This is a genomic window from Nocardia sp. CA-120079 (assembly GCF_050955745.1).
Taxonomy (GTDB): Bacteria; Actinomycetota; Actinomycetes; order Mycobacteriales; family Mycobacteriaceae; genus Nocardia.
The window spans coordinates 6,235,314-6,257,999 of sequence record NZ_CP192088.1 but is presented as its reverse complement, the minus strand read 5'-3'; the positions used below and the strand labels follow the sequence as shown (position 1 = coordinate 6,257,999).

Below are 22,686 nucleotides of genomic sequence, written 5' to 3'. Positions count from 1 at the left end.
GAGATACGGGCGACGCGCGGCAGAGTCAGGCTGCGGTCGCGGCGGGTTGGCGAGCGGCGACGTTGATCGGGCGCAGCCGCAGCACTCCCCGCTCGTCGGCGAGGAACGACCAGTACTTGCCGCGCCAGTCCGGGAACTCGGCGCGCCAGCGATCCAGCACAGCTGAGTCCTCGATCGCCGGGGTGGGTCCGGCCGAGCCGGTGTACTGCAACCGCTGGTATTCGCTGCGGGTAAGGGTATCTACGGCGGGCATAGGGGAACTCCTTTGTCGGGAAGCAGTGGTTTCAGTGGTGCCCACACATCTGTAGGTGTGGGCTGGGATCGGAGACGATCCGAAAGTGTTGCGCTGCAGCCGATCCGGGTTCGGCAGCAGGGTTGGTCGTGCGGTGGTCATGGATGGCGCGGCCGGTGGTGATCAGGCCATCGGTAGCTACGACTCGGTCGCGTGGTCGGCCGAGCTGGTGAGGGCATCGAGGATCTGGGTCGTGGTGGTGACCAGCTCGGCCTCGCCGTCGCGGATCATCGCGTGACAGCCCGCCGAGGACGCGGAGTAGACCGGGCCCGGTACCGCGAACACCGGGCGCGCGAGTCGGTTGGCCCACCGCACGGTGTTACGGGTCCCACCGGCCAGTCCGGCCTCGGTGACCACCAGCCCGCGCGTCAGCGCGGCAACGAGTCGATTCCGTGCCAGAAACTGCGATTTCGACGGCGCGGTCTGCGGTGGGTATTCGCTGACGAGCAGTCCGGTCGCGGCGATATCGTCGAACAGGCCCGCATGCGGGCTCGGGTAGGCGCGATCCACCCCGGTCGCCAGGACCGCGATCGTGGTCCCGGAATGTGCGAGGGCGGCGCGGTGCGCGGCGGCATCGACCCCGTACGCGCCGCCGCTGCAGATCGTCCAACCGCGCGAAGCGAGCTCTCCGGCGATATCGGCAGTGACGTGGCGGCCGTAGTCGCTGACCGCCCGTGCTCCGATCATGCCGATGGTGGACTGGGCGAAGGTGTCCAGCCGGGCGTGGCCGCGTAACCACAACGCGACCGGTGCGCTCGACTCGACATGCTCGGCGTACAGGTCGGCCAGCCGCGGCCTGGGCCAGTCCGCGTCGTCGGGGGTGAGCAGGCGGACCTCGACCGAGGCGGCACGATCGAGATCACGACGCGCCGCATCCCGAAGATCGCCGTGACCCCGCAGCGCAGAGTCACCAGTGGTGAGCATGTCGGTGGCCTGCTCGGCCCCGACCCTGTCGATCAATCCCCGGACAGGAATCGGCGCGGTCAACGCCGCGCGGGCGAGGATGGCCCACATCAGTTGCCTGGTATCTGACATCAGCCCACCACCATGAGGTAGGCGAGAGCTGGATCAGGTTGGGACGCACAGCGATACATCGGACCTCCAGTCATCGGGGACAGTGACAGCGGCTGCGGGGCGGTGTAGCGAGTTGGAACTTCGGGGCCGGTCGACCGCGCGTAGCTCTCGGGGCCAGTCGGTATCGATGCCGAAGTCGACGACAACGCAGTAACACCGCGCATCCACGCGCGTAGACCAGCTCGGCGGGGACCGAGCAGCCTGATGCTGTCGTCTGACGCCACCGCGGCCGGCTGACGCGGGTCATCGGTCACGCCATCTCGACAGCGCTGTCGCCGAGCTGCTGCGCGGCCGAGGATGTCGAACGCGTCGGATGCCACGGCGAACACTTGGTTAGCACATATGTTCGATGTGCGGTATCGTCGCGTTCATGCCCGAACTCTCTCGGTTGGACAGGGCGTGGACGAATCTGGATCAGGTCCGTGAACAGCTGCTCGACGCCGCAGCGTTCGGCAAACATCTGACGCCCGATCAGCTCGAGCACGCGGCGCGCAAGGTGTCAGAGGGGATGCGGATCTACGCCGAGGAGACACGGCCACGCCTCTGACGAGTCGCCCGCGCCCGACAGCGGCTGAACGGAGGTGCCGCAACGAAGCTGTCAGCGCCTGCCCGGGGTCGGTCTCTGGCAACTGATTGGGGCGGCCGGGTCAGTGTGTGTCCGGTCCGAGGTCGATGCCGAGGTCGGCGGCGATGCCGAGACCGCAGTGAGCAAGGCGGCGCACGGTCTCGGGTCGCATCCCGGTGGTCAGACAGGTCGCCAACAGGATCGCCATGGAATGGTTCGGGTCGGCGTCACGGGCAGCCTGCACAGCGATGCCTGCCAGAGTGCCCTCACCGCGGACGTAGGCGCTGAACCCGAGAAGCGTTGCGGCATTGGCACGATCGGTGCCCGATACCAATTGCGAGAGCGCCAGCCACAGGCGTTCGGCGGCGTCGGCATGCTCACCTACGGCGAGCCCGAACAGGGCGTCGCGCACGACTCGATCCCGCAGTGCCACAGCCAGGTCAGCGAATTCGCGCGCAGTAGGGTTCGTGCCGGAGTCGGTATCGGCGATCTGCCACAGCATCCGCTCGAGCGTGTGCCGGTGATAGGCGTCGGAATCGCCAGAACGGACGGCTGCGGTGTACCGGTCGTGCGCCGCTGCCACGGACTGCTCGAGGTGCCCGGCGACTTGGGCGGTCAGCTCGGTGTCGGGGGTGAGTAGATTGGTCAGCTGCGAGCGTGTGGGCCGGATCGGTCGCCCGTGGAACACATGCGCGGCGGTCACCATCGAGGCTGCCGGATCCGGCAACGTCCCATGGTGGTTGGCATCGAGCAGGCTCCACCATGGTTCGTTCGCTTGGATCGATCGCACAGCCCACGCCCCGGCCAGCAGCACGTGTTGGTCTGCGAGCCGCTGCGCGAATGCCTCGATCAGCCCGGCGTGGCCTCCCGCACCTTTCTGGTGCCGGTCGGGGACCGGGTGTGGTGGCAGTGCTCGATCATCGACGATCACCGCCAGTACCTCGCCCGAGCCGTCCATGGCGCAGATCCGGGCGACGGCCTCGGCGTAGGCCGCCGCTGAGGCCGGTCGCTCGTTGTCGACGTACAGATCGAAGCGCGCCACCGTGTCGATGGTCGGAGCGCCGTCGGGGTCGGGCGCATTCCGCAGTAGCGTGACTACGAGTGAGCGTTCGGGCACGAACCCGACCATCGCGGGCACCGCCACGATCAATTCGCCGGGATCGCCCACGTGCAACGCACCCGCCGAGAAAGACTGCTTGGTACGGTCACCCGGATCGGAGATCCCCGAGTCGATGGACTGGGACTGGGCATCGTCATCGGTATTGTCGGACATAGGATTTCGTCCCTACCTTTCGTCGATGGCTCACGGGCTCTGGTGGTCATGGATGGATGTGCGATGACCGGCGCACGGCGGGGTACGGCCATGACGTCGGCGCTGAGGACAGAACCGAGGAGATGAGGCCGCCCGCTGCTGCGCGGAGACTCGAACGCTGATCGAGCGGAGGCGATCAGATCGTTGTGCATGGATACGACGGCACAGTCGCCCACGGACCCGAGATGAGCGCAGATCATTTCCTGGTAGCGGGGGATCGGGCTTGTTCGCGGCGGCATCCGTTGTCTGCCAGGGGGTTCTGGATCGGCCACGAGGTTTCTGGCCTGGTGACACCGTCGAGCGAGTTCGCGCATGACCTCGAAGCGCTGCGCGGCGCTTGTGATGGCGGACGGTTACCGGTGATGGGTCAACGCGTGCAGCAGCAATTCGGGGACAGTGGCTGGTTGTTCACCGGCACACCGGTTTCGGTGCTGTCGGCCAGACACAGCCGTGAACGAGAGTGTGCGAGCCGGATCGGTGGGTTCACTACAAATGGCTTGCGTCGCTGAAGAGTTCGCGTGCGGCGACGAGCGCGGCGAGCAGATCCATCGGCCGGTCACCGGTGTCGGTGGGGGTGGCGTCGCGGATCTTGCGCAGTTTCAATAGGCGGGCGTTGCGGATGTCGACACCGAGCGCGGGTGCGGTGGTGTTGTCGCCGGGGTCGGAGACGATGGTGTAGTCCGACAGCGTCAGCCATGCCTGATACCAGGCTTCGGCGGGCTGACCTTCCCGCGAGGGTGTCGTGGGTGCGTCTTCGGTCACGGCCCAGTGGGCGCAGCCGCAGTCGGGGTCGGCACAGCGGGTAAGGCGTTCGCCGAGGGATGTCGGGTTGTAGCGGGGGCTGCGTCCAGCCAGCGTCGGGCATGCGCGCTGGGAATAGCGTCCGCATTCGGGATGGACGCCAGGCTCGACAGCGATTCCCCGCAGGTAATCGCTGGGCCGCAGATACAGCACGACCCGGTCACCGAACGGTTCGCCGTACACCTGCAGGGGTTCACCACACACCTGGCACAGCTTGCCGGTGAAGGCGCGCAGTCGACGGACGGGATCGAGCGCTCCCCACACCGGCTGGTTGCGATCGTGATGCGCCAATGTGATGAACGGAACCACGAGCCCGTGGGCGCTGGGCGCGTGCATCAACCGCATCGGCACCGGAGGTTGCGTCGGGGTGCGTGTGCGGCGCGGAGTCTGGGAATCGGACATCCTCACCTCGAATCTGGTTGTGGCGCCGGGAAGTCGCGCGGCGCGCCGGGCATGAGGTCGATCGGGGCCGCGGACAGAGTGATGGTGGTGGTGCGGTCAGCAGTTCCGGGACTGTGGATGCGCACAGATATGTGGGCCGTGCGCGCGTCGGGGGTCGCGGGTACTGCTTGCCAGGGCCCGAACCGGTCCTCGTCCAGCTCGGGGAGGTTGGTTTCGATCCAGGCCAGCATGTCTTCGCCGCTGCTGATCACGCCGGCACCCAGCGGCGGCCGGTGCGCGGGTCGTGGTCGTGGACATCGACCACCGGGGGTGCTCCAGGAACGAAGACGGTCACCGAGTGAGGGAGCACTGCTTGACGGCCACCGGCGGCCCAACGACCATCGGCGATCACTCGTCGGCCGTCGGAGGCGAGTTCGGCGGGCGCGAGATACCAGCTGATTCCGGTGGAAAGTTGTCCGAATGTGTTGGTTTCCCAGTGGATTCGGCTGCTGCCGTCATCGTTGACGGTGATGACCTGGCTGGCGTGCTCGACCCGCACCAGCGCCATCACCGCCGCCGGACCAGAACGTGCGAGATCGAGCCCGCCGAACACCGCGACGGCGATGGCCGGGCGTGGGGGCGCGGCGAACGCGGCGTGATATCCGGCGACTACGACGCCCTCGACCGTGCGGGCGTCCTCGGGCAGACAGGGCTCATACCGCGGATCAGTGCGCAGCCGCGCGGTGTAGGCGTGAAGTTCAGCGCCCATCGGTGCCACCGAGATGTCTGGGGCCTGGTGCTGTCGTGAGCGTGCCATGCAAACTCCACAGCCTGGTGTCGAGGTCGTGGTGTTCGGTGAGTACGGCAGCCAGAATGGTGCGCGCGTCATCACTGAGAACTGGGGTGGCCCCCACGGCGACCATGCGACGGCTCGTATCGAAGTAGGCGGGCACGGCACGCGATAACTCGGCGATGATGTCGGCACGGGACGAAGCCGAAGCGCTGTTCACGAATTCACTTCCTCTCTACAAGTTTCGGCCACGCCAGCGGCGGCCACGGATTCGATGAAGGCCAAAGGGAGCAGGACCCCGGGCTCGTCGGGATGGCGGTGCAGGACAGTGTGGTGGCGGTGCACGGCACTGATCCGCATCTGCTCGTGTAGGTAGCCCCCGCGGGTCACGATCGTGGCGATGGAATCGCGGCGGCGCAGCCGGTGCAGTTCGGTCCCGATGACCTCGACAACCGGATCAGGCGCGGGGTCGGCAGCGCGAGGTCCGGCGGTGTCGAGGGCGAGGAGACGACCGCGCACGAGTTCGCGTGCATGGTGGAGCTCATAGAGATTGGCGGTGTCGGCGAACCAGCTGTCGATGGCTTTGAGTACGCAGGCCAGGAACTCGCCTTCGGCCTCGATCTAGGCCGGTAGCCACGGGCCGGTCATAGAAGTGGCTCATTCACGCCGAACCACCGAGCGAGATCACCAACCGTGCGGGAGCGATGCGGTGCGGTCAGCGCCGCAGCGCGGCCAGCGGCCGCAGCGGAGCCGAAATCAGTGTGATACCAACCCTTCTGAAGGCTATTGCCCTGGTAGATCAGCCGCCCGACCACGGCGTCGGTGGTGGCTATGATCGGGTGAACGTGGATATGGCGTAGTCGCGTCGCGGTGTCTGCTGGATTGGGTCTGTGTCTCACGTGAATTCGCGCCTTTCGTCGGGGAGTCGTCACCGCGAGCTCGACGGTGTGTGAGTGGATGTGTTGGGGTTCAGGCAGTTTTGAGGTCGAAGAGGTCGGCGTAGCGTTCCTCGCCGTCGTAGGAGGGGCATTCGCATTGGGGGAACACGCGCAGGCAGTCGGCGCAGAACCCGCAGGCGATGCAGTGCGGGCCGGTGGGGTCGTCGTTGAATTCGCCGCATTCGGTGCAGTAGCCCCAGTAGTCGGTGGTATCGCTGGCCCACAGTGCGGGCAGGTAGGTGTGGTTGGAGTACCAGCTGCCCTGGTCCCAGTGCCCGCGGTGTTCGTTGAAGATGTAGGCGGTGTCCTTGTAGGCGGGGTCGACGGTGAGCAGCACCATCTTGTCCGAGCCGAGCCAGCGTTCGAGCTGTTGGCGCCCGGCCCAGGAATCCAGCGACCCGAACGGGTGCCGTGGCAGGAACTCCTCGGCGGCGATGCGGGTGTCCGAGCGCGGATCACCGGGGGCGGGGTGCACGATCTGGGGCAGGATCCCGTTGTGCGCGAGCACCGTTCGTTCATCGCCACCGACCAGGAAGGGGTGACAGTTGTCGACCGTTCGTTGCCCGTGGGTGGCTAGGCGGGAGTGGAACAACGCCGCCCCGTCGGGGTACTGCTGCCGGAGGGCAGCGAATTCGGTGATCACCGCCTCGGCGTCGAGGCCGTGGCCGACGGTGATGGTGTTGCCGGTGATCATGGCGTAGCCGTGGCCGTGGGGGTTGGCGAGTGCGCCACCGCGCAGGGCGTCGAGGTTGGGGTTGATGCCGGGTTTGACGAAGGTCAGGATGCACATGCCAGGTCCTCCAGTTCGGCGAGAAGCGGTGAATACTGCGGGCGACCACGCAGCCAGGTGGTGAAGGCGTTCCATTCCCAGCCGCGGCGGCGCGCGATATCGGCTGCGGTCAGAGAGCGCGTGTATTCCACGGACGCGGCGGCGAAGGCCACGGCGGCTTGCACCTGCCGCGGCTGGAGGGAGCTAGCGAAGATGCGTAGTTCGAAGGTGTGCTCGGGGCGCACGTTGATGGCGTGATAGCGGGCCGCGCTACGCTCGCCCTTGGCGAAGGCCAGCACGTTCGAGCGTGCGTGCGGGGAGAATTCGGCCCAGCTGGAGGATCGGCGCGCCAAGATGGTGACCGGAGTCTGGTTGCGGTAGACGAATTTCAGCCACCGGTAGACGTGGGCGGAAGAGTCGAACCCCTCACGCGAGACATGGACGTGGATACCGACGTCGCTGTCGGTGTAGCAGCCCAGCAACCGCAGCCGCGCCAGCAACCCCCACGGGAATTGCGTCTGCGCGTACTCATACGACATGGGGTGGGTGACGAGCTCGAACCCGCACGGGCTGATCGAGGAGTCCTCCTTGAGGTAGGCGAGGTCGCCGATGTGGGCGAGCGCGGTGTCGACCGCATCATTGAAATGGTCTGTGGGGGTTTTGATTTCGAGTTCGAGCCCGAGGAACAGCGGGCCGGTGCCGTGGAAGTGGGGAGGGGGTTTGTAGTCGTAGCCGTGGATCGCGGGGTGGCCGGGGCGGGTGCAGTCCTGGCAGTAGGTGTCGTGGTAGGGGATGAGGTCGAAGCATTCGGCGCATTCGCGGTAGTCCTCGTCGAGGCAGGTGTCGCAGACCCGGTTTCCGCCTTGGACGCCGTAGGTGTCGGTGCACAGCCGGGCGCAGTCGTCGCAGGTTTGGTAGTCGCTGACGCAGTTGCCACAGATCTCGCGGGCACCGACCGCCGTTGTGGTGGCGCGGCTGTAGGTGTGGCAGTCATCGCAGCGCTCCCATCCGGACATACACCGGGCGCACAGCAGAGTGTCGTCGCTGGTGAGGTGCGGGCTGCGGGTGTGCCCGCCGCATTCGACGCACACCGACAGGTCTTCGACGCACGAGACGCACAGGCATTCGCCATCGAGGGTCGTGGTGAGGTTGCCAGGCGGGAGGGGATCGGCACATTGCGAGCACGTTGAGTCGGCCACAACGGATGCGGGCATGACACAAGACCTTTCGGTGAAATGGAAAGAACCCGCACGCAGCGGAAGTCGCTGGGCGCGGGTTCTCGGGGACAAATCAGCGGAAGATAGGGCTCACGGCGACCTCCGCGGCTGGTGCGAGGCGGAGGAAGTCAAGACAAGCCCGCCGCGCTGGGGTGGGGGGCCGCCTGCACGGTGGCTCCCGGCGCACTCGCAGTTGGGGAACACGGTGTCGCAGTCGAAGCACCAGCCGCACCGGGTGCAATAGCGGCTTTTTCGGTCGAAGTCGACGTTCAGACAGGACCGGCACAAAACGCGGCGAACCGGACGGCGCGGCGCTGGTGGCTGGTAGCTGGTGTTGGAGTACCAGATGCCGCCATCCCAGCGGCCCGCGGATTCACTGAAGAGGTAGGCGCTGTGGCGGTAGACGGGATCGACAGTGAGGATGACCAGCTTGCTGCTGCCCAGCCACGATCGCAGACCACCCGCGCCATGGCGGGTGTCGATCGAACCGAACGGCGCACTCGGCAGGTATTCCTCGGCGGCGATGCGAGTATCCGAGCGCGGATCATAGGGGCCCGGATGCACCCGTTTGGGCAAAGTGCCGTTGTGCGCCAGCACTGTTCGCGCGTCACCGCCCAGACGGAATGGATGGCAGTTGTCCACGCAGCGGTCGCCGTGGGTGGCGTAGCGGGAGTGAAACAGTGCCGCGCATCGCGGGTAGCGTTTGCGGACGGCGGTGAAGTGGTCGATCACCGCGGTGGCGTCCATGCCGTGGCCGGTGATGATGCGGGTTCCGGCGATGACGGCGAATCCGTGACCGTGCGGGTTCACCCTCGCCCCGATCGATAAGGCGGTCGGATCCGGTGGGGTGCCGGGTGGGAAATAGGTCAGCAAGCACACGACAGGTCCTCCATCTCCGCCAGCAGCGGCTGGTAGAGGTCGCTGTGTTCGGTGACCCAGGCGGCGAAGCGCGACCATTCCCACGCCCCGGCCCGAACATCAGCGACACGCAAGCCGCGGGTGTAGTCGATCGAGGCGGCGGTGAACGCCAACGCCGCCTGCACCTGCTGAACATCGAGCGAGCTCGCGAAAACCCTGAGCTCCAAGGTTTTTCGCGGGTATGGGTTGATTGCTTGATACCGGCTCAACCCCAACGCGTGCAGCGGGTCTTTGGCAGTGTCTTTGACCTTTGCCCGGGCTCGCTGATCGAACGGCGCGTAATGCGAGCGGCGGCGGGCGATCGTGGTGACCGCGGACTCGTTGCGGTACAGCATCTTCATCCATCGATAGATGTGCGCCGAAGACGCGAATCCATCACGGCTGGCATGTACATGCAGCCCGACACCGGTATCGGTCTCGCATCCCAACTCCGCGAGCTGCCCCAGCAACGTCCACGGGAACTCGCCGATCGCGTACTCATACGACATCGGATGAGTAACCAACTCGAACCCGCCGGGCTCGATCGAGGAATCACGCTTTAGATACCCCAAAGACCCGAGGCGATCGCCCGCGAGCGTGACGCATCGCCGGTAGTAATGTTCGGGAACAACGATTTCCAGTTCCATCCCCAGATACAGCGGTCCGTTCCCGTGAAAGCGCGGATCGGGCTTGTAGCTGTAATTCCAGACATGATGCCGGTGATCACAGCTATCGCAATCCCCGCCGACACGCGTCAAGGTGCCGCAACTACGGCAGCTCGAGTAATGCTCGGCACATCGACTACAGACACGGCCGCCACCGGAGAGGTAACGGCTGGTAGCGCTGAATCGGCTGCAGCTGGTGCACAGGTCGAAGAACACCTCCGCGCAACGCCCACACACCACCTCCCCGGAATCGGTGCGCTGGTACGGCGCGGTCAAACGACGACACGACACGCAACCGACCCACCCGGCGGTACACCGCCCGCACAGCCGGTACTCCTCTGCGGTGTCGTTCACAGTGACAACACGGTGACGGCAGCCATCGCAGCGCGGCAGATCCGGCACACAGCGGTGGCAAACCCATTGATCCTGAACGGGGAACCGGCCACCGGCATCTGTGGTGCGACACACGACGCACCGCACTGGCGAGGGAGGAGATTCGGGCATGGCTCAACACCTTCCGGATACGAAAGAACGCCAGGCCCGGGCGCGTGCTCGGACCTGGCGTTCGCAGTGGGAGATTTCAGCTACTTGCTGGCAGATGGCGGAACGTCGGGGACAAACGAGATGTCTCGCTGGCAGTCCCTGCGCGAATCGAAAGACGCAGAATCAGAACGGAGTTGGTCAGTGCAGCCATACCAGGAGGTAGCTGATCGGGCGGCGCACAGATTCAGCGACGAGATGGCAGAAGGCAAGATCCATCACCGACGATCGGCGCGTATCCTGCAGGTTGGGGACTGACGCGCGGATCGGCCGGTCAGGAATCGGCATGAACGACAACACCACACCCCGTCGTGCCCGCAGCACGCGCTCACCCGAAGCCGCCGAACGACTTCGACGCTCACGAGCGCGAATCCGCGATCGCCGCGACGCCGCCCGCAAACGCGAACAAGCTGTCAGCGGAGCAGTCAAGCAGTACATCACCGCCTGGCAGCAGATCACGAACATCGAGCAAGCACGTGATGACAGAATCGCCGCGCTGCATCAGCAGATAGCGGCGGCGAAGGAGCAAGCGGCCACCGAAATCAGCGAGCACCGACAACGGCAAGCACGCGCCGCCGCGGCAATCCGTGAACAAGGCAACACCGACGACGATGTCGCCGATCTGCTCGAAATTACGCCGAAGCAGGCCCGCCAGCTGATAGCTGCCGCCAATGACGCCGCGAAGACAAGTGCAACACTCCTCGGCTCAACCGGCGACCGACGGAAGCCCGATATCGCCGATCAGCGCACCGAGGGAGGGCCGATCGTCGGGCTAGAACCCACGCGATCGGCAACTGATACAGCTCGAAAGGTCTTCCAGGGCAGCGAGACACCGCCGACCGGCGAAATCCGGGAATCCACTGAGCTTGGATAACACTGGGGACGCTGTGGCCAACGTTTACGCGGATACCAGAGCGAATAGACAGGAAACTTGAGCGGTAGCTACAGACACGCCGTGAGATGTGGCAGAACCAGCCCGATGTCGTCTATGCGGCGGGATTGGCTTCCACGAATGCATCCCGCTGGCTCCTCCAGCCCAGACGGGGCAGCTACGCATTGTCAGCCGTCAGATGTTGGCGTAGCCACCGGAATTCCACACGACCCACGTGAAATTATGCGGAGGCATCGCCTTCCGAGCAGGCACATTCGGGGCAGGTGAGTACGGCCAGAAGCACAGACCACACCCATGGCAATACTGGCCCGCACTCCACACAGCGCGCGCGGCAGGTAGCCCTCGAGAGATGCGGCCGCTTCGCCGAGCCCGCCGGATCGCAGTTCCGAACGCGATCACCGAAGGGATTGCGAAGACCACGAGGAACGCCACCGCCACTCCTACTGCGACAGCGGTTGCCCACAGGGTCGGCTCGCTGGCTCCTGGTGGTCGCTCGGTCAGTGAATAGATCGCCGGACCGATGGCACCGAAGAATGGAATCGACATCAGCAAACCCAGTGCAACGAGTCGGCCCGAGGTTCGTTGCGCCGGTGCTAGTGGAAGCGCTGCAGCGAGATTCGATGTCTGGGTGCGTTCGATCGTCGCGGAGCCGACGACCGGGACGAAGCCGCTGGAAGCGATCCCGACGCCGGAGTAGTAGTCGGTGCCGGTGACGGTCCGGACTCCGGTGGCGCGGACCGCGGGCACGGCTTGGACCCAATCCGTGCGCCCGCAAGCGGGACAGGAGATGTCGATGTCCATGCTTACGTCCCCTCCCGACGTAGTCGCGCGGCGGTGACGTCTGCTGTGCAACGGCGTCTCTTGTGATGTCCGATGCTGCGGCGAAAGCTCCTTATATGGAACATGGCGAGCGGTCAGATGTCGGGGGGGTGGCCATCGGCGCGTCGGGTCCTGGCGATGCGATGGTTCATCGGTCGTCCCTCTCGTGTGTCCAAGTAGATGGGGCTGGTGGTCGTGTGAGTGGTTGATGGCTCGTTCTCGACCCGGATCGTTGGTGGATCTCTTTGTCTCGCATCGACCCGCCGGCCCCGGGCGGTTTGGGGCTGGTCGAGCGCCTCGACCTGGGCGTCGAGCTCGGCGGCCATGATCGAGACCTGAGACTTGGAAAGCTTTGTCACATCGAGCGATTCGACAAGGCGCTCCATGCGGCGGGTGGAGACTCCGGGCAGGTAGCAGGTCGACACCACGCTGGTCAGAGCCCGTTCGGCGCGTTTGCGGCGCTCGTGCAGCCAGTCCGGGAAATACGACCCGGACCGCAGCTTGGGGATGGCCGCGTCGAGGGTGCCGACGCGGGTGTCGAAGTCGCGGTGGCGGTAGCCGTTTCGGGAGTTGAACCGCTCTTCGGAGCGTTCACCGTAACCGGCGCCGCGCACATCGGGTCGGATTCAGCGCTCATCCGCGCCTGGATGAACGTGGACATCATGTTGCGCAGCAGATCCGGGCTCGCGACGCGAGTTGGTCCGACAGACTCTGGTGATCGAGTACGACGGTGCGTATTGGCACCGTGCACCCGCGAAAATGCTCGTCGACGAACGCAAGAGCCTCGATTTGCTCGCGGCTGGGTACTTGGTAGTGCGCCTGCGTGAGGACGACCTCTCCGCACTGGGTATTGTTCATCCCAGGTACACCGAGATTCGCGTGTACTCGACGGCGCCGCGGCCTCAGGCGGTAATCGCCGAGATCCGCGACTGGGCTTCGAGCCTCGTGCACGAGTCCCTCTGAGTCGGGTTCAACCACTCCTTATTTGGCACCCACTCCAATGGAACCGCCAGCGCAGTCGGCGACAAGGACCTTGGGTGCGGAGGCGGGATTGCCGATGCCACAGGCTCCCCCTTCCAACGGGCCGCAAAGCCTGGGGGGGGTGCCCAGCGAGGCGTACATTGACCTCGGATGACCGCTACGATCGAGGTGTGCAACTGCTTGGCCTAGAAGCTGGCCTTGGTTGAATTCCGGCATTGGCCAAATGATCATGACGAGATGTCGACATTCGATCAGCAGTCGTCTTCATTCATAAGCAGCAGATACGCTGCCTCCAGGTGCACCAGACATTCGTCCGGGTGATGGAACCTGTGGATGCGTCGAAGCTCTCGGGCGCGTTCGACGGATAGCTCCATCAAGGACACCTGGCACATAAACTCGGCCAGCTTGCCATCGGCCTGGACAAATGTTCTGTGCTGCCCTGGATTTGACGTCATTGATGGTTTCTCCCTGTGATGCTCACTCCCACAGCCCGGCGCAGGGCACCAGCAGATTCTCGGGAACGCTGTCGTCGATGGTCACCACCAGTGCAGGTTGGCGTAGCCGCCGCTGGTCAGCTCGTCCGCGACGCTTTGGACCTGTTCGCCAATGGGCCGGTAGTCGAGCTTCAGGGCACCGCTCTCGATGTGAATATGACGCGGCTTTGCGCGCATTTCGGTTGCCTCCCTTGCGGTTTGGCCGTTTTCCGGCGGCCTGGTGCGGTCCAGGGTTCGCGTTACCCCTGGTCAGGGGCTATACCGCGTTGGCTCGCCGCGTTATGCGTCCGGTGTATAGGCCGGACGTCACGAAGGGATTAGGCTCGCCTTGATTCACCCACGGTTCGGCAAAATCCCAGGTCAGCGATATAATCCATGACGAAAGGAAACGCGCCCGTATGAGCGTCACGACTGAATCCAGTCACCAAACCAAGCCTCAACGTCACAAGGTCACCGGCGATGTCCATCTGCTGCTGCGCCGCGGCAACGAAGCGCTGTTCGGCCAGCGACAGAACACCGGATTCGAAGATGGGGCATGGCATCTGCCATCGGGACACCTTGAGGCCGGCGAATCCGTCATCGACGCTCTGATCCGTGAAGCCGAAGAAGAGATCGGCGTGACGATTGCTCCGGCTGACGTGCACTTCAGCCACGTCATGCACAACTCGTCCTCGGGTGGCCGGATGGCGTTCTTCTTCACGGTCCGATCGTGGCAGGGAGAACCCACCAACTTGGAGCCGGACAAGTGCGGCGATCTTCGATGGTTTCCGGCAGATGCGTTGCCTGACCACATGATCGCCTACTGCCGTGCGGCCATGCAGCACATCGCCAAGAACAGGCCTTTCTCGATCTACGGCTGGTAGTCGTGATGGCGGCACGCGCTGACGGCCCGATCGTCTGTGTCTCGTATCTTGCCCGGGCCGAACTTTGGAGCGTGCCGCTGTTTCCGGCTGCCAACCACGGTGTCGAGGTTCGTACCACCGGGCAGTCCATTGCTGCCGATGGTCCGATGGCCGCGGCGGTGCTGGCGGCATTGGATGTTCCAACCACTCTCGTAGCCAACGATATTGGTGACGATCAGGAAGGCCGGAAGTACCTGGCTGCAGCGTCGCAGTGTCGCTACGACCGCCATGTCCGATCCCGAAGTCGTCACGCCGTGGATCGTGGTGATCGCTGACTGTCACCACACCCGGACGTGGTTCGCGCATCTGCCGGGGTGGCGGAGTAACTCGCCGCTGTCGACCTGTCCCGATCGCCACTGCGTCGTTTGTCTACGTCGACGCCTACCAGCTCATTGAGAGAGCGGCCGTGCGAGTGATTGAAGCCGCGCGTGCGGCGCAGGTGCCGGTGCTAGTCAACCTCGGCGGATCGCCGCTATCAGATGGGCTTCGGTCCGCGGCGGCCGGCTACGAAAAGCTGCTCGTGCAAACCAATGTCGATGACAGTGCCCATGCCGAAGCGTTCACCGTCGCTCGATCACTGCTGGAGGAAACGGCTGCGGTCTGGGTAGTGGTGACGGCTGGAGCCTATGGGGCGGTGGCAGTGAACCCCACGGACACAGTTGCTGCGCCTGCCTTTCCGGTGACAGTACGGCATACCCATTGCGCGGGCGCCGCGTTCTCGGGCGGACTGCTCTATGGCCTGCGGGAGGGGTGGTCGATGGATCGCAGTATGGTGCTCGGGTCGGCGAGGGGGCATTGCGGTGCGCACGACACCACGGTGTCCCACTGCCGACGCTGGCGGAGCTGGAGGCCGTCGTCGCTGGCGGTGGCCTCCAACTTCGGCAGTCACGCCACGCTAGCTAATCCGATGCATATCGTGACCGCACTCGCCAGTAAGGCGCGACGTGTCACAGCCGTGTAGGCAGTGATACATCCGGTCCACCCGAGCCGGTTCGCCAGCGCCGTGGCCTTCGATGGGGCTATCGACGTAGCGGACCGGCCCATTGCAGTATTTGCACTTCTTCGTGCTCTGTGTGCTCACGGGCGGAGCGTAACCCGAGGGACGGACAGTCGATCTTGATCGTTTGCGCAGTTCAGAACAGTTTCCACTCATCCAGCTGCCCGATCAGCCAATCGAGACGCTCCGGCGTCATCCGCTTCCGTTCGGCGTCCTCCGCGGATTCCTGCTTGGCCCCGTACTGCCACCAGGCTTCATTCGTCACGCGATCCATCACCAAGAAGCGATCCTTGACGGCCGGACCACGGATGACCAACGAGGCGGTGTAAGGCTCGGCCACCACGGCATGCACCATCGAGTGGTGCAAGGCGTAGCCGGAGCCGACGAGTTCCTCCCGCGCTTGCAGCACCGGCAGTTTGGCCGGATCGACATGTTCGTCCACTTCGGCATTGCCGAACAGGAAGTGCCGGTACTGACCGCGCAGGATCCGGCTGGCATACGACCAGCGGTGATTGTGTGGCCGGTCGAAGTAGCCGGGCAGGAAGATGTGCAACCGAACTCGGAAGCCGGCCTCGGCGTCATCGTGCAGCACCAGCTTGTCCAGGATGTCGTAGTGCTCGCACAGATTGAACAACTCCGGCCTGGTGGGCAGGACGGTGATTCGATCACGCACGATGCTGCGGTCTTCGACCAAGATATCGAGTACTTCGATGCAGGCGTTTTCGACGGCGTCGATGTCGGTCCAATCCAGGCCGCGGAGGCTCTCGACCAGGGTTTCCATGGTGTCCATCAGGCAGGCTCGCTTTCGGGTTTGGCGCTGGATTTCCACAACCGGCAGACCGGCACAATGTCGTCGTAGGCAGCACAGGACGCCTTGCCCATTACCAGCTCCTCGGCCGGGCAGCCACCCTGGCAGGCACTGGCTTTGCAACCGCCGCAGGAACTTTCGGCCAGCACGCTGGTGAACAGGTCGAACTCATTGACCCCGTGGTTCAGTTGCACCTGACCGTCGACCATCTGCGCGAAGTGCAACTCGGTGTCGAACAGGTAGGAACAGACATAGCAGCGGCCATCCGGGAAGATCGAGATCCGATCCAGAGTCCGGCCGATGCACCCCTGGTAGCCCTCGGCGGCATAGCGTTCCATCTGGTCACGCCGGGCATAGGTCGGCTGGTACCACACCCGCGTGTTGTACTGAGGTGCAACAACATTCAGGTTGTCGCAGAAATCCACCCACTCCCGCGGGTTCATAGCCATCTCCGGGCTGCCGTGCCCCGTGCCGATGGTCGAGAACACATGGAACTTCACCAGGCTGACACCGAGGTGATCGGCAATGACGAGCAGCTGCAGCACGTCCTGCTCATTCGCCTTGTTCACCGTGCAAATGATGCGGGTATCGAAGCCACGGCGCGTCAGCTCGGCGGTGGTTTCCAGCGCTTGGGTGAAGGTACCCGCCCCCCGGATCGCATCATGGCTATCGCCGCTACCCCCGTCCAAACTGACTTGGATGTACGCGAAATCGTCGGGTTCGAGCTTGCGGAACTTCTTGAGCGCGGGCTTCTGGGCGTTGGTTGTGGTGATGACGTGCTCGTAGCCCAATTTCCGGCTGAGACGAATCGCCTCGCAGTAGTGCGGATGCAGCGTCGGTTCGCCACCGAGGATGGTCAGCTTGTCGCCGCCCATCCGCCGCCAGGTGGTCAGAGTGTCCACAATCTGCGGAAAAGGCATCTTGAGTGCGCGGTCCAACCGCTCACCCATGTAGCAGTGTTCGCAGCGTAGTTGGCACGCTTCGGTGATGTAGAGGTAGACGTTGCGGAACCGGCCGTACGCGATGCGGTCGATCCGGTCCGGTTCAGGAACGTCGGCACCACGGGGCATGCGGGCATGGCCATAGCTGTCGCCGTTGGCTCGCAAGCCAGGGATGGGCAGATCGACGGTCGTCATCGTGGTTCACTCCGTGAGATAAGCAGCGGGGCAAGCAGATTGGCCGCCCCGTCGATGGTGTTGGTGGTGTCGAGCTGGGTGACCGCGACATCGGCACGGGCGAAGCCATCACGGATATCCGCAGCCGCCTGGTGGTAGCGCTGCATACGCGCTTTGAACAGCCGCGGTGAATCGCCGCGTCTGGGATGCAGCAGGCCCCCGCACCGGCCGCACTGCCACGGGTCGGCATCGCTCGGGATCGCCGGCGAGCGGGGATCGTTGATCGGGTCACGCTCGCAGCGATGGCAGACCTTCCGGTTCCGGGCCCGCTGCCGGAGCGTCTTGACGTCGGTGACCACTTCGATGGCTTCGATGTGGCAGGGCGTCAGTGACCACAGGATCGCCAGCAACTGATCGACCTGGGCCGCGGAACCGGGAAAATTGTCGAGCAGCACCGCCTGAACCTCCGAATCCGCATTGACGGTTTCGAAGTAGGAGCGGAGTGCTGCGGCGACTGTGTAGTCGTCGATCCAACCCAGCTGCTCCGGTGTGACCGCCGTTGCGGCCAGCACCTCCTGAGAGACATGCTGGCGCAGCCGGAACACCCGGCGCCCAGGTGCCGATCCGAGCTGCATCGTCAGCGTCGTTTTGCCCGCTGCTGGCGGACCAAAGATGGGAACTACTAGGGACAACGCCACGCCTACCCCTTTCCTCGGCAAGGTTTTCGTGAACTGCCCAAGGGTCGGTTTCTGGGGCGAAAAGGGCCACGACAAGGGGGTATTCGGGGTATGTATGAAACGTATGGCGTCGCCTGTCAAGCCCTGGTAGGTTCACGCGACCAAAGCGAAACGGTGAGAAAACCCAGGAAAACCCGGGAGCGGCCATCATGACGCGGGGACCCCAGGTAGAGCGGTACTGCGCTCGTTGTGGGAGCAGGCTGAATCGGTACAACCTTGAATCGCGTTGTGCACCATGCGAAATCGCGCTCCGGGATGAACGACAGCAGGCGTCGCCAGTTCCGCCTGCCTTTTGGCAAACCGATCAGATGCGCGATGCGCTCGCCACCTGGCACATGGGCCGGGTGATCTTCGCCTACCGCACGCACCCGTTTCACAATCGACCGCTGCCCCAAGAACTGGTCGCCACTTGGCTTGGCCTCACCCAGGCCCAACTCAGCCGTATCGAAAAGGGTCCGGCACCCGAGCAACTGTCCAAACTGATCCGTTGGGCGGAAGTGCTGGAAGTGCCGCCCGAGCTGCTTTGGTTCAAGCTGCCAGCAAAGTCCGGGGCTACGCTCGGTGATGTGAAACGCCAGGAATTTGTTCGCGCCGCGCTGGGCTTCACTGCGGCGGTCGCGACCAAACAGCCGCTACTGGATTTGCTGGCCCAACTTAAACCAACGCCTGTCCCGTCGACGGTCGGCCTGGCGGAAATCGAGCAGGTACGAACTGCCGCACGGGAGTTCAGCTCCTGGGATCACACCTATGGCGGTGGCCTGGTTCGGGAAGCGGTCTCGGCCCAACTGCGCTATGCCGTGAACTTGCTGGGTGCCAGTTGTGCCGAGAAGCATCGCATTGACCTGCACAGCGCAGTCGGGTTCCTCGGACACACGGCCGGGTTCATGGCCTTCGATGCCTACGCGCATGCTGATGCCCGCAGCATGTTTCAACTCGGACTGACCTGCGCTGAGGACGTCGGCAACTGGCACCTCCGCGGCAAGGTGCTGTCGTCAATGGCTCGGCAAGCGACCTGGTGCGGGCATCCCGACGATGGGCTGACGTTTATCGAGCTGGCCATGGTCAGGGCTGATCGACTGACGGCGACGGAACGTGCCATGTTGCACGCGGCCAGAGCCCGAGCGCTGGCCAAACTGCACCGCACCGATGAAGCAGTGCGTGCTGTCGGTCAAGCCGACGACGAGTTCGCTCAGGCCGCGCCGGATAACGATCCTCCCTGGATGGCCTACTACGACCATGCCCAGCACTCCGGCGACACCGGCCATGCCCTGTTCGATGTGGCACTCGAAGGTCGGTTCGTCGGTGAGGCACGGCAACGATTGGAGGTTGCCGTTGCAGGACACACCGACGCCTTTGTTCGCTCGCGGGCAATATCTGGCATCAAGCTGGCGTCGCTCACCATGGCCACGGGTGATCCGGTCGAGGCTGCGTCCTTCGGCCAGACTGCGCTCAGCGACGCCGGACACCTTCGTTCACGCCGGGCGGCGGATGATCTGCGTGAGCTCCGCATGTTCACCCAGCCTCATGCCCAAACGACGGAGGTCGATGAACTGCGCTCGCGGATCGACAGCACGCTGGTTCGCGCATGACAGACGTGACCGGAACCGATTGGTTGGCGATCGTGCGGACGGCCGGCACCGCGGTCGGCCTGGACGTGGACCATGCCGAACCGATTCAGGTGAGCGAGAACGCCATCTACCGGCTACCGGGCTCTGTCGTCGCTCGGGTAAGTCGGCCAGGGCAATTGGAAGCAGCACGACGCGAGGTCAACGTGGCGCGTTGGTTGCAGCAATCAGGCGTTCCAGCGGTGCAGGTCGTTCCAGATGTCGATCAGCCGGTCGAGGTTGCTGGCCACGCGACTACATTCTGGCGCGAACTGCCGCCACACCATCACGGCACCCCGACGCAGGTGGCTGCTCTGCTCAAGCAACTCCACTTTCTGCCGATTCCAGCCGAACTCAACCTCGGCAAAATCGCGCCGTTCGTGCGACTGGAAGAGCGAATCGCCGCTGCCGAGTGGTTGAACGATCCTGACAGGCATTGGCTCCGAGAACATTTGGCGGATCTCCGACAGCGGTGGGAGTCACTGCCGGATGGGCTTTCCTGGTGCGTGGTTCACGGTGATGCCTGGATCGGCAACGTCGCGGCGATGGAGGATGGTGAGGCTGTCCTCCTCGATCTGGAGCGGACATCAGTTGGGCCGCCGGAGTGGGATCTGGTTCACACGGCGATCAAGCACAGTTCGTTCAGGTGGATCACCGCCGAGCAGTACGCCGAGTTCTGCGAGGTGTATGGCCATGATGTCGCCACCTGGGAGGGCTTTGAACTGCTCAGAGATATCCGGGAACTACGAATGACCACGATGGCAGCGCAGGTGGCAACGAGCGGGACCGCCAACGAGAAGCAGGCGCATCACCGGCTGGCGTGCATACGAGGGGAACTTGGGCCGCGGCCGTGGGCGGGATGGAAAGCGCTAGGCTGAAGGCCAGCCCAAATTCGCTCGACCTACACGAAGTAGGGAAATGCCGTCAAGAGCCTCGACAGCCGAATGATCCCCGCTCGTTGTAATGGTCAGCGTTTCAGTGGCCTTGAACTCTCCCTTGCCCTTATGTCGGCGCGTAAAGCGCTTCCACTTGGTCCAAGTACTCGGTTCCGCCAACATAACTGCCTGCGCGCATTCCGCCCAACCTACGTTATCGACGGTGGTACTCAGTGCAACGGCGATGTGGGAAGGTACCCCCGTTGTCGGAGCTTCGGCGGCTGCTATTTCCATTTCACAATTCGAATAGTATCGGTTTATTTGTCCGCTGGCATAGCCGACTACACGTAGGACTTGGCCATCACTCTCCTGAGTGAGCAGGGGTTGCACGCGGTCATAGAAGTAGCTGCCAAGAACATCCGACTCGCAGGCTGCAGTTACGCGATCGTCAGCCATCGCGGCTCTTAGCCGTGCGTAGTGATGAAAAGCTGCCGGATCTGGTAATAGATCGGCGACCACGAGAAGATCACCTATACCCAGAACCCACGTTGGACGCCTAGCCGAAGCAGCGATAGCTGTACCATACGTCGCGATTGGATCCATTCGCTCGAATGTCACGATAATTGACGTCACGCCAGAAATTTCCGATGGCAAGACCTCATGCAATTTGCCACCTTGCTTCAAAGAAAATTTTCGGCCACCCTCGTCAAGGATGTAGGTAGTCGCTCGGTCGGTTTGGTCAAGGGCTTTTCCAAGCATGTCATCCACCCGCGATGTGACCCTATCGCGCCTGCCTCTTCGGCCAGCCTCAGTCAAGCAGTGCGCCTTGGCTTCCACGACCAGTGGCCATTCCGTAGCGACGAGGACATCTATCTCGCCTTCGCCGCCAGCGGTAGAAGTGTAGTACTGGGCTGCATGGACATTCGCATTGCCGAAAATGCGCGTAAACGTAGCTTCCACCAGCCGTTCGTGCGCTTGCTGCCGGTGTTTATGATATTTGGCGGGGTCATAGTTTGCCGTCTTGGGTTCCGTCGCCAAACGGTCATGAAGTGCGGTCGGCAATGCCCACGGATCTGGGACGAGATGCTGCCCATCGCCGAGGGCGATGCACGGTCGTTTCCGCACAATGTTGTCATCGCCTGGCAAACGGAATTCTGGCTGGCATTCGTATGTCGTGGAGAAGAATTCCAGCATGGCCCGCATCTCGTCAACATCCGAACCGGTCGACTCCGCAACCGTCTCAGCAGTCCAAATGCTTGCTGCATTCAAACCATCAATAACGGCCGAGATATCCGCTTCGTCGCCCGCATCAACGCTTGCCCGAAGAGCGGCCATCGCAGAGGAAAAACGCTTTCGTACTGCTTGTGAATGCTGTCTAGTTATCCGCATGACGTCGGCCGGGTTGAATCCCCAGGCGTCGATGTAATACTGACGATGCCGACTGAAAACCTCAGTATCGATCTTCTCCATGTGGACCGCGTACCCAGGCATTCGATCGGACAGGTGCTCCATTTGCAGCTGCATACGAGCGAAGCCGAGTTCGGCTCCACCATCGTCGGCTTCATCTATCGAATCGATAAAGATCCGAGCCTCTTCCGCCTCAAAGATGGCACCAACGAGCGATACAACCTGCTCGACGACAGCGCGGGGAGAATCTTCGGTTCCCGAACTATCCACGGACAGCGCAATACCCACAAGGTATTCGATCTTGGCAGCCCAGTTCCACGTATCTGGGCCGTCATCAAGTGCACCAGAGCCCACATCAGGGATGAGGGACATACTTGCGGGCACCGCTACGGCACTGATCAGCTGTGTTAGATCCTTACCCGCCAGAAGATCCCGAAGCTCGGCTACCAGCGCAGTCGGATCGCTGGCCTGTTCTCTGAGCGATGCCATGATCTCTTGCAGCAGCGCTTCTCGTTCAGGTCCCGGCGGCAGGGATGACCGAATTGTTCCGTGTCTGCCAGTGGCTTGCTCGGGAAGCCACACCCGGTCCGTGCCGAAAGCTTCTTCCTCTGGGAACCCACCCAGTCGAGGCGTCATGCGCCGACTGTAGCGCCGGAGTCCGACAAGGAGCTAACGGATTTGGATACGCTGACGAGCGTTATTGCGTGGCACCGTCTTCGGCGTACCTGACATGGTCTTCGGCGTACCTGACATGCCCAGAGGTAAACCCGGCGACGAACAACTGCCCGAGGGCCTTCCAGTCGTCAACCGACGC

Annotated in this window: 25 protein-coding genes and 1 pseudogene; 8 read left to right on the top strand and 18 right to left on the bottom strand. The window is 63.7% G+C overall.

What is annotated here, in order from left to right:
- Positions 1-25: 25 nt before the first annotated feature.
- Together ACQPYR_RS28990 and dprA are read right to left on the bottom strand one after the other, a co-directional pair.
- Positions 26-253, bottom strand: a complete 228-nt coding sequence (locus ACQPYR_RS28990) for a hypothetical protein (RefSeq protein WP_433622104.1) — start codon at positions 251-253, stop codon at positions 26-28.
- 177 nt (positions 254-430) lie between these two features.
- Positions 431-1,327, bottom strand: a complete 897-nt coding sequence (gene dprA / locus ACQPYR_RS28985; protein ID WP_433622103.1) for a DNA-processing protein DprA — start codon at positions 1,325-1,327, stop codon at positions 431-433.
- 409 nt (positions 1,328-1,736) lie between these two features.
- Here dprA and ACQPYR_RS28980 point away from each other — a divergent pair, with 409 nt between their 5' ends.
- Positions 1,737-1,913 carry a DUF6374 family protein gene (locus ACQPYR_RS28980; protein ID WP_433622102.1) on the top strand — a complete coding sequence of 59 codons (177 nt, stop codon included), beginning with the start codon at positions 1,737-1,739 and terminating at the stop codon, positions 1,911-1,913.
- A 100-nt stretch (positions 1,914-2,013) separates the two neighbouring features.
- On the opposite strand, the gene ACQPYR_RS28975 is transcribed toward ACQPYR_RS28980, so the two are convergent.
- The 10 genes from ACQPYR_RS28975 to ACQPYR_RS28930 all read right to left on the bottom strand — a co-directional run bounded on the left by ACQPYR_RS28975 (position 2,014) and on the right by ACQPYR_RS28930 (position 9,794).
- Complete coding sequence (locus ACQPYR_RS28975) at positions 2,014-3,204, bottom strand: DUF4192 domain-containing protein (protein WP_433622101.1); 1,191 nt, start codon at positions 3,202-3,204, stop codon at positions 2,014-2,016.
- 525 nt (positions 3,205-3,729) lie between these two features.
- A complete protein-coding gene (locus ACQPYR_RS28970) occupies positions 3,730-4,446 on the bottom strand; it encodes a hypothetical protein (protein WP_433622100.1) in 717 nt (238 codons plus the stop codon).
- A gap of 2 nt (positions 4,447-4,448) precedes the next feature.
- A complete protein-coding gene (locus ACQPYR_RS28965) occupies positions 4,449-4,697 on the bottom strand; it encodes a hypothetical protein (RefSeq protein WP_433622099.1) in 249 nt (82 codons plus the stop codon).
- The gene (locus tag ACQPYR_RS28960; RefSeq protein WP_433622098.1) at positions 4,694-5,194 is read right to left on the bottom strand and encodes a hypothetical protein; all 501 of its coding nucleotides are present in this window, start codon (positions 5,192-5,194) and stop codon (positions 4,694-4,696) included. The genes ACQPYR_RS28965 and ACQPYR_RS28960 overlap by 4 nt, the downstream gene beginning before the upstream one ends.
- Positions 5,184-5,435, bottom strand: a complete 252-nt coding sequence (locus ACQPYR_RS28955) for a hypothetical protein (protein WP_433622097.1) — start codon at positions 5,433-5,435, stop codon at positions 5,184-5,186. Before ACQPYR_RS28955 ends, ACQPYR_RS28960 begins: the two co-directional genes overlap by 11 nt.
- On the bottom strand, positions 5,432-5,734 hold the full coding sequence (locus tag ACQPYR_RS28950) for a hypothetical protein (protein WP_433622096.1): 303 nt from the start codon (positions 5,732-5,734) through the stop codon (positions 5,432-5,434). Before ACQPYR_RS28950 ends, ACQPYR_RS28955 begins: the two co-directional genes overlap by 4 nt.
- A gap of 450 nt (positions 5,735-6,184) precedes the next feature.
- Complete coding sequence (locus ACQPYR_RS28945; protein WP_433622095.1) at positions 6,185-6,943, bottom strand: class II glutamine amidotransferase; 759 nt, start codon at positions 6,941-6,943, stop codon at positions 6,185-6,187.
- Positions 6,931-8,136: a hypothetical protein gene (locus ACQPYR_RS28940; protein ID WP_433622094.1), complete on the bottom strand. Its 1,206-nt coding sequence runs from the start codon at positions 8,134-8,136 to the stop codon at positions 6,931-6,933. Before ACQPYR_RS28940 ends, ACQPYR_RS28945 begins: the two co-directional genes overlap by 13 nt.
- A 93-nt stretch (positions 8,137-8,229) precedes the next feature.
- A complete protein-coding gene (locus ACQPYR_RS28935; protein WP_433622093.1) occupies positions 8,230-8,886 on the bottom strand; it encodes a hypothetical protein in 657 nt (218 codons plus the stop codon).
- A 119-nt stretch (positions 8,887-9,005) separates the two neighbouring features.
- The gene (locus ACQPYR_RS28930) at positions 9,006-9,794 is read right to left on the bottom strand and encodes a hypothetical protein (RefSeq protein ID WP_433622092.1); all 789 of its coding nucleotides are present in this window, start codon (positions 9,792-9,794) and stop codon (positions 9,006-9,008) included.
- 733 nt (positions 9,795-10,527) lie between these two features.
- Here ACQPYR_RS28930 and ACQPYR_RS28925 point away from each other — a divergent pair.
- Positions 10,528-11,115, top strand: coding sequence for a hypothetical protein (locus tag ACQPYR_RS28925; RefSeq protein WP_433622091.1), 588 nt, complete (start codon positions 10,528-10,530; stop codon positions 11,113-11,115).
- Positions 11,116-12,245: 1,130 nt separating this feature from the next.
- Here ACQPYR_RS28925 and ACQPYR_RS28920 read toward each other — a convergent pair.
- Positions 12,246-12,690: pseudogene (locus ACQPYR_RS28920) on the bottom strand (transposase); the annotation flags it as partial.
- Here ACQPYR_RS28920 and ACQPYR_RS28915 point away from each other — a divergent pair.
- The gene (locus ACQPYR_RS28915; RefSeq protein ID WP_433635441.1) at positions 12,667-12,915 is read left to right on the top strand and encodes a hypothetical protein; all 249 of its coding nucleotides are present in this window, start codon (positions 12,667-12,669) and stop codon (positions 12,913-12,915) included. The pseudogene ACQPYR_RS28920 and the gene ACQPYR_RS28915 overlap by 24 nt on opposite strands.
- 554 nt (positions 12,916-13,469) lie before the next feature.
- Here the strand turns inward: ACQPYR_RS28915 and ACQPYR_RS28910 are convergent.
- Complete coding sequence (locus tag ACQPYR_RS28910) at positions 13,470-13,604, bottom strand: hypothetical protein (RefSeq protein ID WP_433622090.1); 135 nt, start codon at positions 13,602-13,604, stop codon at positions 13,470-13,472.
- Between the two features lie 221 nt (positions 13,605-13,825).
- Here ACQPYR_RS28910 and ACQPYR_RS28905 point away from each other — a divergent pair, with 221 nt between their 5' ends.
- The 3 genes from ACQPYR_RS28905 to ACQPYR_RS28895 all read left to right on the top strand — a co-directional run bounded on the left by ACQPYR_RS28905 (position 13,826) and on the right by ACQPYR_RS28895 (position 15,290).
- A complete protein-coding gene (locus ACQPYR_RS28905; RefSeq protein ID WP_433622089.1) occupies positions 13,826-14,290 on the top strand; it encodes an NUDIX hydrolase in 465 nt (154 codons plus the stop codon).
- Between the two features lie 5 nt (positions 14,291-14,295).
- On the top strand, positions 14,296-14,604 hold the full coding sequence (locus ACQPYR_RS28900; RefSeq protein ID WP_433622088.1) for a hypothetical protein: 309 nt from the start codon (positions 14,296-14,298) through the stop codon (positions 14,602-14,604).
- Between the two features lie 131 nt (positions 14,605-14,735).
- A complete protein-coding gene (locus tag ACQPYR_RS28895) occupies positions 14,736-15,290 on the top strand; it encodes a PfkB family carbohydrate kinase (RefSeq protein WP_433622087.1) in 555 nt (184 codons plus the stop codon).
- Positions 15,291-15,462: 172 nt separating this feature from the next.
- Here the strand turns inward: ACQPYR_RS28895 and ACQPYR_RS28890 are convergent, their stop codons facing one another.
- The 3 genes from ACQPYR_RS28890 to ACQPYR_RS28880 are packed head-to-tail and all read right to left on the bottom strand — an operon-like array spanning position 15,463 to position 18,067.
- Positions 15,463-16,116, bottom strand: coding sequence for a hypothetical protein (locus ACQPYR_RS28890; RefSeq protein ID WP_433622086.1), 654 nt, complete (start codon positions 16,114-16,116; stop codon positions 15,463-15,465).
- Entirely contained in the window at positions 16,116-17,270 is a 1,155-nt protein-coding gene (locus ACQPYR_RS28885; RefSeq protein WP_433622085.1) for a radical SAM/SPASM domain-containing protein, read from the bottom strand. The genes ACQPYR_RS28890 and ACQPYR_RS28885 overlap by 1 nt, the downstream gene beginning before the upstream one ends.
- Positions 17,267-18,067, bottom strand: coding sequence for a hypothetical protein (locus tag ACQPYR_RS28880; RefSeq protein ID WP_433622084.1), 801 nt, complete (start codon positions 18,065-18,067; stop codon positions 17,267-17,269). Before ACQPYR_RS28880 ends, ACQPYR_RS28885 begins: the two co-directional genes overlap by 4 nt.
- Positions 18,068-18,294: 227 nt before the next feature.
- Between ACQPYR_RS28880 and ACQPYR_RS28875 the strand changes: the two genes are divergently transcribed.
- Together ACQPYR_RS28875 and ACQPYR_RS28870 are read left to right on the top strand one after the other, a co-directional pair.
- On the top strand, positions 18,295-19,575 hold the full coding sequence (locus tag ACQPYR_RS28875; protein ID WP_433622083.1) for a helix-turn-helix domain-containing protein: 1,281 nt from the start codon (positions 18,295-18,297) through the stop codon (positions 19,573-19,575).
- 32 nt (positions 19,576-19,607) lie between these two features.
- Positions 19,608-20,468 (top strand): phosphotransferase family protein, encoded by an 861-nt coding sequence (locus ACQPYR_RS28870; RefSeq protein ID WP_433635267.1) that lies wholly within the window; start codon positions 19,608-19,610, stop codon positions 20,466-20,468.
- Here ACQPYR_RS28870 and ACQPYR_RS28865 read toward each other — a convergent pair.
- Positions 20,460-22,508, bottom strand: coding sequence for a hypothetical protein (locus tag ACQPYR_RS28865; protein ID WP_433622082.1), 2,049 nt, complete (start codon positions 22,506-22,508; stop codon positions 20,460-20,462). The two genes, ACQPYR_RS28870 and ACQPYR_RS28865, sit on opposite strands and share 9 nt — an antisense overlap.
- Positions 22,509-22,686 lie beyond the last annotated feature (178 nt).